Source organism: Streptomyces sp. NPDC055140 (assembly GCF_053607285.1).
Window position 1 is genome coordinate 364,265 of sequence record NZ_JBSGTG010000005.1, and the last position, 12,253, is coordinate 376,517.

General features: G+C 73.1%; 10 protein-coding genes. 2 read left to right on the forward strand and 8 right to left on the reverse strand.

Annotation, left to right across the window (positions count from 1 at the left end; all coding sequences use genetic code 11):
* Positions 1 to 46: 46 nt before the first annotated feature.
* Positions 47 to 1,060, reverse strand: a complete 1,014-nt coding sequence (gene adhP / locus ACWFR4_RS13695; protein WP_453465717.1) for an alcohol dehydrogenase AdhP — start codon at positions 1,058 to 1,060, stop codon at positions 47 to 49.
* Positions 1,061 to 1,190: 130 nt separating this feature from the next.
* Positions 1,191 to 2,942: a VWA domain-containing protein gene (locus ACWFR4_RS13700; RefSeq protein WP_453652447.1), complete on the reverse strand. Its 1,752-nt coding sequence runs from the start codon at positions 2,940 to 2,942 to the stop codon at positions 1,191 to 1,193.
* Between the two features lie 227 nt (positions 2,943 to 3,169).
* Here ACWFR4_RS13700 and ACWFR4_RS13705 point away from each other — a divergent pair, with 227 nt between their 5' ends.
* Entirely contained in the window at positions 3,170 to 5,260 is a 2,091-nt protein-coding gene (locus tag ACWFR4_RS13705; RefSeq protein ID WP_453652449.1) for a PhoX family protein, read from the forward strand.
* A gap of 16 nt (positions 5,261 to 5,276) precedes the next feature.
* On the opposite strand, the gene ACWFR4_RS13710 is transcribed toward ACWFR4_RS13705, so the two are convergent.
* Entirely contained in the window at positions 5,277 to 6,218 is a 942-nt protein-coding gene (locus ACWFR4_RS13710; RefSeq protein ID WP_453465723.1) for a LysR family transcriptional regulator, read from the reverse strand.
* A gap of 198 nt (positions 6,219 to 6,416) precedes the next feature.
* Between ACWFR4_RS13710 and snpA the strand changes: the two genes are divergently transcribed.
* Positions 6,417 to 7,082: a snapalysin gene (gene snpA, locus ACWFR4_RS13715; protein ID WP_453465725.1), complete on the forward strand. Its 666-nt coding sequence runs from the start codon at positions 6,417 to 6,419 to the stop codon at positions 7,080 to 7,082.
* Positions 7,083 to 7,190: 108 nt separating this feature from the next.
* Here snpA and ACWFR4_RS13720 read toward each other — a convergent pair whose 3' ends face one another.
* The 5 genes from ACWFR4_RS13720 to ACWFR4_RS13740 all read right to left on the reverse strand — a co-directional run bounded on the left by ACWFR4_RS13720 (position 7,191) and on the right by ACWFR4_RS13740 (position 12,225).
* Complete coding sequence (locus ACWFR4_RS13720; protein ID WP_453465727.1) at positions 7,191 to 9,149, reverse strand: FUSC family protein; 1,959 nt, start codon at positions 9,147 to 9,149, stop codon at positions 7,191 to 7,193.
* Between the two features lie 33 nt (positions 9,150 to 9,182).
* Positions 9,183 to 10,202: an endonuclease/exonuclease/phosphatase family protein gene (locus tag ACWFR4_RS13725; protein ID WP_453652451.1), complete on the reverse strand. Its 1,020-nt coding sequence runs from the start codon at positions 10,200 to 10,202 to the stop codon at positions 9,183 to 9,185.
* 98 nt (positions 10,203 to 10,300) lie between these two features.
* Positions 10,301 to 10,789, reverse strand: coding sequence for a DUF7144 family membrane protein (locus ACWFR4_RS13730; protein WP_453652453.1), 489 nt, complete (start codon positions 10,787 to 10,789; stop codon positions 10,301 to 10,303).
* A complete protein-coding gene (locus tag ACWFR4_RS13735) occupies positions 10,786 to 11,694 on the reverse strand; it encodes a hypothetical protein (RefSeq protein WP_453652455.1) in 909 nt (302 codons plus the stop codon). Before ACWFR4_RS13735 ends, ACWFR4_RS13730 begins: the two co-directional genes overlap by 4 nt.
* 135 nt (positions 11,695 to 11,829) lie before the next feature.
* The gene (locus tag ACWFR4_RS13740) at positions 11,830 to 12,225 is read right to left on the reverse strand and encodes a hypothetical protein (protein ID WP_453652457.1); all 396 of its coding nucleotides are present in this window, start codon (positions 12,223 to 12,225) and stop codon (positions 11,830 to 11,832) included.
* Positions 12,226 to 12,253 lie beyond the last annotated feature (28 nt).

Here is a 12,253-nt window from a genome sequence, read left to right on the forward strand (position 1 = left end):
GGCCCTGGGGAGCGGTGCGGGTGCCGGTGCGGGTGCAGTGCGGTGCCTAGCGGAAGTCGAAGACCAGCCGGGCCGTGACCCGGCCCGCCAGGATGTCCTCGATCGCCTCGTTGACCTCCTTGAGCCTGCGCTGCTCGCGGATGACGCGGGTACGGCCGAGGCGGTGCAGCTCGAAGACCTCGGCGAGGTCCTGCCGGGTGCCGACGATCGAACCGATCACGCTCTTGCCTTCGAGCACGTGCTCGAACACGGGCAGTTCCAGCTTCCCCCCGGCGGGCAGCGCGACCAGGACGAGCGTGCCGTGCCTGCGCAGGGAGCCGTACGCCGCCCGGAGCGACGCGTTCGACACGGCGAGCCCGATCGCGACATCGGCACCGCCCAGCCCGCGCACCGCCTCGGCGACGTCCTGGGTACGGGCGTCGATGACATGGTCGGCGCCCAGCTCGTGCGCGAGGCGCAGCTTGTCGTCGGTGACGTCCACGGCGACGGTCTCGGCACCCGCGATCCGCGCGTACTGGAGCGCGAGATGGCCGAGGCCGCCGATCCCGGAGATCAGGACGCGCTTGCCGGGGCCGGCGCCGGACACCTTCACGGCCTTGTACGTCGTCACTCCCGCGCAGGTCAGCGGGGCGGCGTCCAGGGGGTCGAGGCCGTCGGGGACCTTCACGACGTAGTCGCCGTGCGCGACGGCGTACTCGGAGAAGGAGCCGTCGACCGAGTAGCCGCTGTTCCGCTGCTTCAGGCAGAGCGTCTCCCAGCCGGACACGCAGTGGTCGCAGTAGCCGCACGCCTCGCCCAGCCAGGCGATGGCGACGCGGTCGCCGACGTTGATGTGGCCGACCCGCTCGCCCAGGTCCTCGACGATCCCGATGCCCTCGTGGCCCGGGACGAACGGCGGGACCGGCTTGACGGGCCAGTCACCGGAGGCGGCGTGGATGTCCGTGTGGCACAGCCCGCTCGCCTCCATGCGGACGAGGACCTGCTGCGCGGCCGGACGCGGGATCACGCGGTGCTGGATCTCCAGGGGCCGGGTGAAGTCGGTGACTACGGCGGCCTTCATGGTGCGCGGTCCTTCCCTCGGTGCCGGAATTCATCCAGCTTCTCCCGATTTGGGGGGAACGGCGCGGGGGGAACGGCGGCGCCCCCCGTCCCGCCAGGAGCGGGAACAGGGGGCGCGGGTCGTGCGTGGGTCAGGCCTGCTGCGAGCCCAGCCACTGCGGCAGGTCCGCGAGCAGCCCTTCGTACAGCTCGGTGTCCGTGAGCTCGCGGGGGGTGGGGCCCGCGTGGAAGAACGCGGCGTTGGGCGCCTTCAGCTTGCGCAGGTAGTCGAAGCCCTTGGCCTCGTGCTCGCCGAACGCGACGAACTGGAAGAACAGCGGGTGCCGGGCCGCGTCCGCGAGGGCCTGGTTGGCCGGGCCCTTCGCGTCCGGGGCGCCGTCCGTCTGGAAGACGACCAGGGCGGGCGTCTGCGACTGCGACTTCTCGTGGTGCGCCACGACCTCTTCGATCGCGCGGTGGTAGCTGGTACGGCCCATGTGGCCGAGCGATGCGTGCAGCTCGTCCACGCGGCCCTCGTGCCCGTCGAGGGTGAGCTCGCCGGTGCCGTCGATGTCGGTGGAGAAGAAGACGACGTGCACGGTCGCCTCGGGGTCGGTGTGCGAGGCCAGGGCGAGCACCTGTTCACCGAGCGCCTGCGCGGAGCCGTCCTTGTAATACGGACGCATCGAACCCGACCGGTCGAGCACGAGGTAGACGGTGGCCCGGACCCCGGCGAGCTCGTTCTTCTTGAGCACACTCCCGGCGGCCTTGTAGGCGGCGGCGAGCCCGGGGGCGCGCGACTTGACCCGGGCGAGGGGGAGGGCGGGGGCGGAAGCGGAGGCCTCGGCGTCGGCCTCCGGCTCGGGCGCCACCTCGACGACGGGCTCGGGCTCCACGGCGGCCTGCGGCGCGGGCTCCGCGACGGGCTCGGCGACGACCTCGGGCTCCGACGCGGCAGCGGCGACCGGTTCAGCGACCGGTTCAGCGACCGGTTCAGCGACCGGCTCGACGACGGTCTCGGGCTCGGGCTCGACGACGGTCTCGGGCTCGGTCGGGGCGACGGCCTCCGGCTCGGGCTCGGCCACAGGCTCGGCGGCGGGCGAGACCACGGCCTCGGGCTTCTCGGCGACGGCCTCGGCCTCCGGCTCCGTCTCGTCGACGGTCGCCGACTCGGCCTCAGGCTCGGTCTCGACGACGGCCTCGGGCGCTGCCTCGGCCTCCGTCTTCACCTTCGGCTCGGCGACGGGCTCTGCGTCAGCCTCCGCCTCCGCGTCCGCCGCGGGCCCGGCGACGGGCTCAGGGCTCTCGGCTGCCGGTTCCGCTTCGGCCTCGACGACGGTCTCGGCGACGGCCTTGGGGGAAGCCTCTGCCTCTGCCTCTGTCTTCACCTCCGCCTCGGGGGAAGCCTCCGCCTCTGCCTCCGCCTCCGCTTCCGTCTTCACGTCCGGCTCGGCGACAGGCTCTGCGGCAGCCTCCGCCTCTGTCTTCACGTCCGGCTCGGCGACAGGCTCTGCGGCAGCCTCCGCCGCCTGCTCGGCCTCCGCCGCCGCGGGCTCCGCGCGCTCCGTGGTCGGTTCCGCTTCCGCGCCGGCGGCCTCCTCGTCCACCGGTGCAGACGGCTTCGGGACCTTGACGTTGTCGAACGCCGCGGCCACCAGGTCGTCCGCCTCACGCGGCGACGGCGCGGGCGTCGGCTCGGTCGAAGGTGCGGGCACCTTCGCCTTTGCCACGGCGGGAGCGGCCTCGGGCGCGTTTGCCGACTCGGCGGGCGCAGCCTTCGGCAGGGTCGCCTCGCCGGCCGGTGCCGGGACCGTCGCCTCGGGTGCGGCGGTCGCCGCCTCGTCACCCCGCGAGGACTTCCGCGGCCTTCCGAACGCGTTCCGCAGAAGATTCCGAATGCCCATGTGCGCAACCCTTCGCATGAGTTGGTTTCCGTAACCCCTGGCCAGGGCGGACACGTAAGGTTAGCCGCCACGTTCCGTGATCTTGGGCAGGGTCGCCCACCCGGGCGAAGGGCATTCAACTGCCGCACGCCCGGCACAGGTTCACCCCTCGTTCACCCGCCGTCCCCCTCCGCGCTCGGCCACGCCCCTAGCGTCACGCCCGAGTGACCGTAAAGGGGAGGAAAAGAGTGCGCAAAACGCTGCCGCTTATCGGCTCGCACAATGGGGGCCGTGCCGCGCTGACCTGCCGGTTCCGCTGTGGGGACGCCTGTTTTCAGGAGGTGCCCAACACCAGTTCCAACGAGTACGTCGGTGACGTCATCGCCGGTGCGGTGAGCCGCCGTTCGATGCTGCGCACGGCCGCGGTCGTGACCGTCGCTGCCGCGACGGCCGGTACGGTCGTGGGCTCGGGGGCCCCGCAGGCCGTCGCCGCCACGCCGTCGGGGGCGGCAACGGGCGTAGCGCACAAGGGCGACAAAGGGGCGCGCGGACTGCGGTTCACGCCCGTCGCGCCGAACACGGCGGACCGCGTCACCGTCCCGGAGGGCCACGCCCAGAACGTCGTCATCAGCTGGGGCCAGCCCATCCTTCGCGGAGCGCCCGCCTTCGACCCGGACAAGCAGTCCGCAAAGGCGCAGGCAGGACAGTTCGGTTACAACAACGACTTCCTGAGCCTCCTCCCCCTGCACGGTGAGCACGGCCGCCAGGTCCTCGTCGCCAACCACGAGTACACGGACGAGATCCTGATGTTCAAGGGGTACGACCCCGAGAACCCGACGCGCGAGCAGGTGGAGACCGCCTGGGCGGCGCACGGCCTGTCGGTCGTCGTCGTGGAGGAGTCCCGGCGCAGCGGCAGGCTGTCGGCCGTCACGCGTCACCAGCTCAACCGCCGCCTCACCGCCACCAGCGAGTTCCGCCTCTCGGGCCCGGTCGCGGGCAGCGCGCTCGTGCGGACGAAGGCGGACCCGCGCGGCCGTACCGTCCTCGGCACGCTCAACAACTGCTCGGGCGGCACCACCCCGTGGGGCACGACGCTGCACGGCGAGGAGAACTTCAACCAGTACTTCGCGAATGCCGCGAAGGTGACCGACCCGGCCACGGCCGCCCGCCTCAAGCGCTACGGCGTGACCGGGGAGGCCTCCGAGCGCAAGTGGGAGCGGTTCGACGACCGCTTCGACCTGGCCAAGGAGCCGAACGAGGCGAACCGCTTCGGCTGGGTCGTCGAACTCGACCCGTACGACCCGGAGTCGACGCCGCGCAAGCGCACCGCGCTCGGCCGCTTCAAGCACGAGGCGGCGCAGCCGCGCCTGACCGACGACGGCCGCCCGGTCGTCTACATGGGCGACGACGAGAAGTTCGACTACTTCTACAAGTTCGTGAGCAGCAAGCGCGTCGCCAAGGGCCGCTCGCGCGCCGCGCACGAGCACAACCTGACGCTCCTCGACGAGGGCACCCTCTACGTCGCCCGGCTGACCGGCGACTCCCCGGCCGCCGAGATCGACGGCACGGGCAAACTGCCCGCGGACGGCGAGTTCGACGGCGGCGGCGAGTGGCTGCCGCTCGCCACGGCGGGCCCGCACGGCGCGGTCTCGCACGTCGACGGCATGACGGCGGAGGAGGTCTACCTCTTCACGCGGTTCGCCGGTGACAAGGTGGGCGCCACGAAGATGGACCGACCCGAGGACATCGAGCCGTCCCCGCACTCCGGCAAGGTCTACGTCGCGCTGACGAACAACTCGGACCGCGGCAAGGCCGGGAAGGCGCCCGTCGACGAGGCGAACCCGCGCAACCTCAACAAGCACGGGCAGATCCTGGAGCTGACCGAGCACCGGGGCCGCGCCGAGGCCACCACCTTCGGCTGGTCGCTCTTCCTCGTCGCGGGCGACCCGGACGACCCGGCGACGTACTTCGCGGGCTTCCCGAAGGACCGGGTCAGCCCGATCTCCTGCCCGGACAACGTGGCGTTCGACCCGCACGGCAACCTGTGGATCTCCACGGACGGCAACGCGCTCGGCACGCACGACGGCCTGTTCGGTGTCGCGACGCGCGGCGAGCGGCGCGGTGAGCTCAAGCAGTTCCTGACGATGCCGAACGGCGCCGAGACCTGCGGTCCGCTGGTCCAGGACCGCCGGGTTCTCGTCTCGGTGCAGCACCCGGGCGAGGTCGACGGCGCGTCCGTCGAGAAGCCGGCGAGCGCGTGGCCCGACGGGCCGGGGAGAATCGTCCGTCCTTCGGTGGTCTCCGTGTGGCGCGAGGACGGCTGCGACATCGGCGTCTGATCCGACTCAGGTCGCCTCAGGCCGATGCCGCGTCCGGCAGGCGCTCGCGATACGCGGGTGCCTGCCGGGCCGCTTCCCAGTAGGCGTCCTCCAAGTCCCCGTAGACCGCGTCCAGTTCGGCCTCCGTGCGGGCGGCGAGGACGAGGCGTACGCCGATCGGGTCGCCGTCGAGGGGTCTTATGGCCATGTCGGGGCGGGCCCGTGAGGTGGGCTGGCACAGGGCGACGACCTCGCCCGTGGCGACCAGGGACGCCGCCGTGAGGTAGTCGCCGTGCAGGATCCGGGGGTTGAGCCCGGCGGCCCGAAGCACCCGCAGGAGCCCGTGCCACTCGCCGTCCACGGTGGGATCGACCATCCACCGGTCGTCCGCGAGGTCGGCGAGGCGCACGACGCGGCGGCGGGCGGCCGGATGGTCGGCGGCCAGGGACACGTACTGCGGCTCGCGTTCGACCAGGACGCGGCAGCGCAGACCCGGCGGGACGCGCAGCGGGCTGCCCTCGACCTCGTGCACGAACGCCACGTCGAGCTGTCCGTCGCCGACGAGCCGCAGGAGCGCGTTCGCGGAGACGTCCATGCGGAGCGCCGGCTCGCCGCCGGGCGGGTGCTCGCGCTGCCGCAGCCGTCGCAGCCAGCCCGGTATGGCCCGGCTCGCCGTGGAGCCGATCCGCAGATGGGGGCCGCCCGCGGTGAGTGCGCCGGCCGCCCTGGTCTCCGTGACGAGAGCGCGCATGCCGTCCACGAGGGGGCGGGCGCGGTTGAGGACGACGCGGCCCAGGGGGGTTGCACGGCAGCCGGTGCGCTCTCGGGCGAAGAGCGCGCCGCCGAGCGTCTCCTCGATGCGCCTGAGCTGGGTGGACAGGGACGGCTGGGTCATGCCGAGCAGCCGGGCCGCCTTGTGCAGGCTCCCGGTGTCGTCGATGGCGCACAGCGCGCGCAGGTGCCTCACCTCGAGCTCCATGGGCATCGAGCGTAAGGCGGTCGCGGAGGTCGCACCAGACGTCCAAATGCGAACCGAAACGGTCGAGTTGGGCGGGTGATAGCTCCGTCCTATCGCCAATTGCCATCATCCCCAGGGGTCCCGGGCGCCTCCACACTCTCCCTCGTACCGAACCGTTCACGTAACCCCCCACTCACGGAACGAGGAGGAGCCCCCCACATGAAGCTCTCCCTGCGCTACGCCTCGGTCGCGGCCGGCATCGGCATGGCCGCCGGCGCGCTCGCCACCGCGGCCCCCGCGTCCGCCGCCCCGGCCCCGGTCGTCGCCGGCTACACCCACTACGCGGGTTCGGCCGAGGAGGCCGCCGCCAACAAGGCGTTCTTCCAGGCCGTCCTGAAGTCGGTCGCGCAGAAGCGCGCCGCGCACCCGCACGCCGCGTCGGTCACCGTCACGTACGACGCGTCGGGCGCCCCGTCCTTCGCGCAGCAGATAGCCAACAGCACGTCGATATGGAACTCCTCCGTGTCGAACGTGAAGCTCCAGGCGTCCTCGGGCGGCGGCGACTTCTCCTACCGCGAGGGCAACGACCCGCGCGGCTCGTACGCGTCCACGGACGGGCACGGCAGCGGCTACGTCTTCCTGGACTACGCGCAGAACCAGGAGTACGACTCCACCCGTGTGACCGCGCACGAGACCGGCCACGTCCTCGGGCTCCCCGACCACTACGAGGGGCCGTGCAGCGAGCTGATGTCGGGCGGCGGCCCGGGCACGTCCTGCACGAACCCGTACCCGGACGCGAACGAGAAGTCCCGCGTCAACCAGCTGTGGGCCAACGGCTTCGCGAAGGCCGTGAAGTCGCTGGAGAAGTCCGCCAAGACCGGCTGACCCCAACCACCGGCTGACCGTCACCGGCTGACGTACTGGAACCACCCCCCACACCGATGCGGGCCGTCCCCTCCCCGGGGCGGTCCGCATCCGCGTCCCGTATCGGCGTCAGTGCGGTGAGGCGATGGAGCGGGCGGCCGCGACCTCCTGACGTACGGGTTCCAGCACCCCGTCGCGGTCCGCCTCGCTGAAGTCGGCGCGCACCCCCCTCAGGACGTCGGAGGCGCGCAGCCCTTGTGCCAGCTCCCGCAGTTGCTCCGCGGCCTGGGCCACCTCGGCGGGCCCCGGCACCGGCGCCCCCTCCTTGACCCGGATCCGCGCCGCGGTCGTCGCGTCCACGATGCGTTCCACGGCGACGACGAGCGGCCACCAGGCGGCGGCGAGACGACCGGTGGGCGGCGGTTCGGTCAGGGCGCGCTGGAACTCGGAGCGGATGACGGACAGGTCGCGGTAGAGCCGGCGGCGCATCCGCGCGCGGGCGGCCGGGACGTCCGGGTCCGCGGACGCCCCGAACGCGTGCTGCACGTACGTCGCGGTGTCCGCGACGGCGTCGGCGAGCCGGTCGCCGATGCGGGTGTGCCAGCTCTCGGGCCACAGCAGATATCCGGCCACCAGCGCGATGGCGCAGCCCGTGAGGCTGTCCAGGAGCCGCGGCAGGACGAGCCCGATGCCCTGGTGGTTGAGGGTGTCGGACAGCAGCAGGATGGTCGGCGTGATGGCGGCGGTCTGATAGCCGTAGCCGCGCGGGGTGAGCGCCGGGATGAGCGCGGCGAGGGTCATCAGCACGGGCACGTCCCACCACCCGCGGGGCACCACGGCGAGGACCGCCGTGGCAAGTACGAGCCCGACCGCCGTGCCGAGCGCGCGCTGGACGGCTCGCGAGAACACCGAGCCGAAGTCGGGCTTGAGGACGAACGTGATGGTCAGCGCCACCCAGTAGGAGCGCGGGACCGGCACCGTCGAGACGAGGACCTGGGCGATGCCGATGCACAGGGCCAGGCGCAGCCCGTAGCGCCAGGAGGCGCCGGACAGCACGGCGTTGCGCGCGGCGCGGACGGCGCGCACGCGCAGGGCGGCGGGCCGGCCGAGGCGGTCGGCCTCGAGGGCGCGGTGGGGGTCCGTGTTCTTGCTGGTGACGAGGTTGGCGGCGTGCCGTACGGCGTGGTCGACGGCGCGGGCGGCGGGTCCTTCGGGTGCGGGCAGATCGAGGGGCCCCGCGTCGGTGCTGCCGGTGTCGACCGCGTCGGCGAGGTGTCGTACGGCGTCGGGGACGGCGGCGGGGAGCGGCACCCCGTGCTGGTGGGCGGCGGGCGCGGACTCGGCGATCGGGGTGAGCGCGTTCAACAGGGCGAGCAGGCGCACCAGTTCGGGGTTGCGGCCGTGGGCGAGGGCGCGCCGGGCGAGGACGAGGTCGTAGGCCTGGTTGAAGGACTGGGTGACGGCGTAGCGGGTCTCGACGTAGTTCTCGGGGTCGGCCGCCGACGCGAGCAGGTTCGCGACGGACCGGTACGTGGCGGCGACGGCCGCGCGTTCCGGCACCCCGGACCGCAGGGGCCAGGCGAGCAGCGCGAGCGCGAGGACGAGGAGTCCGCCGCCCGTCATCAGGAGCGGCGCGAGCCACCACTCGCCCGGCAGGGGCAGTCCGGCGCCGATCACGCAGTTGAGCAGGAGCAGCAGCCCGGACACGGAGGCCACCGCGCCGATCGTCGAGATCATCCCGGAGACCAGCGCCACGCCGGTGACGGTGGCGACGGCGACCCAGCCGTGCCCGTACACGAGCGCGCCGACCGTGACGCCGACCGCACCGAAGAGCTGCGGCACCGCGATGTTGAGGATCCGCATCCGGTAGGCGTCGGCGGTGTCGCCGATGACGCCGGACAGCGCGCCCATGGAGGCGAGCGCCCCGTACGCGGGCTGCCCGGCGGCGAGCCCGATCGCGAGCGGCAGCGACAGCGCGAGGCCGGCGCGCGCGACGGCCGCCCAGGGGATCGGCGCGGGGTGCGGACGCAGGGTCCTGACCAGCCAGTCGGGCGGTGCGAGATGGCGGGCCGGGGACTCGGGGCGCATGCCGTCCATTGAACGCTACGGGGCCCCCGGCCCTCAGGACGTTGCCGGTCGGTGCATCGTCAGGTCGACCAGGAGGGCGCGGTGGTCGGTGTCGGCCAGCTCGACGAAGCGGGCGGTGTGCGGGGAGAACTCCTCGCTCACCAGCACGTGGTCGATCTGGGTGCCGAGCGGAGGGCGGACGCGCGAGGGCCAGCTCGGGGCGCGGGACTTCCCGGTGAGGCGGGCGCTGTCGTGCAGGCCCGCGTCGAGGATGCGGCGGAACGCGGCGTGGTCCTGCGTGGCGTTGAAGTCCCCGGCCAGGATGGTCGGCTGCGAGCGGCCCGCGGCGGCGAAGTCGCGCAGCTCGCCCAGCTCGGAGCGCCACAGGCCGACCTGCCGGGGGAGCGGGGGCATCGGGTGCGCGAGCTGGACCCGTACGTCGTGGCCCTTCACATCGGCGACGGCGCCTGGCATGCCCATGGTCCCGGGGACGCCCGCGGCGGCCTTGAGCGGATACCGGCTCAGAATCACCGACCCCTCCGAGCCGCCCGCCTCCACGGCCTGCCGGTACGGGAAGTCGGCGCGCGGCAGCTCACGGCGCAGGGTGTCCTGGCACCCGTAATCACACTCCTCGACGAACACCAGGCCGGGCCGCTCGCGGCGCACCGCGCCCACCAGCGACTCGGTGCCGCGCCCGAACTGGACGTTCGAGGAGAGGACCCGCACCTCGGCGACGGGCGGCCGGCTCGCCTCGACGTCCTTCCCGTACGGCTCGATGTACCAGGCGAGGGCGCCCAGGACCGCGACGCCCCACACCATGCCGATCCGCCGGCGCGCGAGCGCCGTGAGCAGCAGCGCGGCGCCGGTGGGCGCGAGGAGCCAGGGCAGGAACGCCAGGAGCTGCGGAACGGGGGTGACCCCGTCCACGTCCGCGATCCGGCAGCCCACGACCGCGCTGACTCCGGCGAGGAGCAGGCCCGCGGCCCAGGCGGCCAGGGTGCGGCCCGGCCTGCGGTCCCGGTCGTCGTAGGAGAGGACCGGCGGTGGGCCGGGCGCCTGCGTCACATGCTCCAAGGCCCGGGCCCGCCTTCCGCTCGCTCCGGCACCCTGCGGCGCCGGATGCCGGAATCCTCCCTCAAAGACGGGCCGGCGCGGGGGAGGGTTGCCAGGATTCAGGCTCGGGCGGCGTGCTGCGAACTGTCGCTGACCAGCGCCCAGATGACGAAGACGCCGATGGCGATCGCGATGACCGACCAGATGGGCTCGTAGGGCAGGAACATGAAGTACGCGATGATGTACAGCGAGGCGATGGCGACGCCGACGCCGCGCGCCCAGCCGGAGTCCTTGAGGACGCCGAAGCCGGTGACCGCGACGATGACGCCGATGACCAGGTGGATCCAGCCCCACGTGGTGAGGTTGAAGGCGTACGTGTAGTTGCCGATGTGGGCGTACACGTCGTCCTTGGCGATGCCCGCGATGCCGTTCAGGATGCCCAGGATGCCGCCGACCATCATCAGGACGCCGGCGAAGACCGTGCCGCCGGACGCCCAGCCGCTGCCCGCGCCGTCGCCCCGGGTGGGGTCGGGCCCGGCGGAGCGGTGCTTGTCCGACCAGACGCCGGGGCCGGGGGGCGGTGTCGGGGTGGTGGGGGTCTCGCTCATTCAGTCCTCCTCGGTGTCACTGGCATGCTCACCCCGGAAGCGGCGGGCCGCATTTCGGGAGGAGCCGGAGGGCGTGGTGGGGGCCTGCGGCCCAGGCGCCCCGACAGCCAGGCGCAGACGGCCGCTGTGAGGGCCGTGCCGGCCGTCCACCGGGACGCGGTGCGCACCGACGAGCTGAGGGCGTCGTAGGCCGCGCCCGCCGCGGAGCGGTCCACGTCCGAGGGCAGGTTGTCGAGGGTGAGGGAGCGGCTCGTCGCGAGCGCGACGAGGAGCGCCGCCGCGGCCAGGGCCACGCCGAGCGCCGTCACGGTGAGGGCCCGGCGCCGCCGCCGGGCGAGCGCGAGCCCGGCGGCGACGGAGGCGACGGTGGCGAACGGAAGCCACAGGCCCGCCCGTTGCAGCAGGCGCAGCGACTGGCGCAGCCGGTCGAGGTCGCGCGAGCTCATCACGGTGATCGTGGTGTGCGTGACGGGGATGCGGCCGGCGAAGGATACGCCGTCGTCGCTGAGCTGCTGCCTGACCTGCCCGGTGACGGGCGCGAGATCGATGGTGACCGGGCCGTCGGTGCCGTCGTCGATGGCCTGCTGCACGGCGTCGTGCGCGGCCCGGTTCGCCGTGTTCCACGCCTTCTGGAAGGCGTCGGTGCCGGTGAACGACTCCACCGCGTCGTGCACGAACGCGTCGACCGTCGACTGGAGCGGCCCCGCGTCGAGTTGCGCCATGATGCCGTTCGTGACGGCGTCGGCGACCGCGCCCCGCACGGCCGGTTCGGCGGCCAGCGGAGCCATCGTCGCGACGTACCGGTCACTGTCCCCGACCTCGTACTTCGCCCATACGGAGAGCGTGCCGAGCGGCACGAGCAGGCAGGCCAGGGCCAGCAGGACGACGGACAGGGCTCTTCGCATCACCCTCCCAGGCAACGGGCGCGCGGCAGGGGGCGCCAGCGGGGACAGGGCAGATGGCGGGGTCCGCGGTGGAGGGCTCGGCCGAACGGGTGTCACCTGGCGGGGGGAGCCAGGAGGCGATCACGCGCACCGTCGTCACTCATGTGTGTAGTAGCGGTAGAACATCGCCGCGAACACACCGGCGGCGACCGTCAGAGCCATGATCGTGGACCGCAGGACCGTGGCGTCGGTCAGGCTGTAGAGATAGCCGAACGCGATACCGGCCCACGCGGCCCAGGTGACGGCGCGCAGTTCGCGCGGCAGCCGGGACGACGCCCGGTGGATCCCGAAGGTGACCACGGCGACGATGATGCCCGTGAGGAAGCCGAACAGGACGTTGCCGGTGGTGATCGGGCCGGCATCGCGCCGGATGCCCGAGGCCCAGAAGCCGTAGACGATGCCGAGCAGGAGAGGGAGCGCCATCGAGAGCCTGGAGCCGGCCGCCATGGAGCGCAGGCCGGAGGTTCCTGAGGAGGGTGCCGCGTGAGCCATGACGGCTCCTTTCTGCCTTTCCCCCCGC

What these genes read in the sequence shown, in the direction of transcription:
- adhP (WP_453465717.1), bottom strand. Translation starts at nt 1,060, where the DNA reads ATGAAGGCCGCCGTAGTCACCGACTTCACCCGGCCCCTGGAGATCCAG.
- ACWFR4_RS13700 (WP_453652447.1), bottom strand. Translation starts at nt 2,942, where the DNA reads ATGGGCATTCGGAATCTTCTGCGGAACGCGTTCGGAAGGCCGCGGAAG.
- ACWFR4_RS13710 (WP_453465723.1), bottom strand. Translation starts at nt 6,218, where the DNA reads ATGGAGCTCGAGGTGAGGCACCTGCGCGCGCTGTGCGCCATCGACGAC.
- snpA (WP_453465725.1), top strand. Translation starts at nt 6,417, where the DNA reads ATGAAGCTCTCCCTGCGCTACGCCTCGGTCGCGGCCGGCATCGGCATG.
- ACWFR4_RS13720 (WP_453465727.1), bottom strand. Translation starts at nt 9,149, where the DNA reads ATGCGCCCCGAGTCCCCGGCCCGCCATCTCGCACCGCCCGACTGGCTG.
- ACWFR4_RS13730 (WP_453652453.1), bottom strand. Translation starts at nt 10,789, where the DNA reads ATGAGCGAGACCCCCACCACCCCGACACCGCCCCCCGGCCCCGGCGTC.
- ACWFR4_RS13735 (WP_453652455.1), bottom strand. Translation starts at nt 11,694, where the DNA reads ATGCGAAGAGCCCTGTCCGTCGTCCTGCTGGCCCTGGCCTGCCTGCTC.
- ACWFR4_RS13740 (WP_453652457.1), bottom strand. Translation starts at nt 12,225, where the DNA reads ATGGCTCACGCGGCACCCTCCTCAGGAACCTCCGGCCTGCGCTCCATG.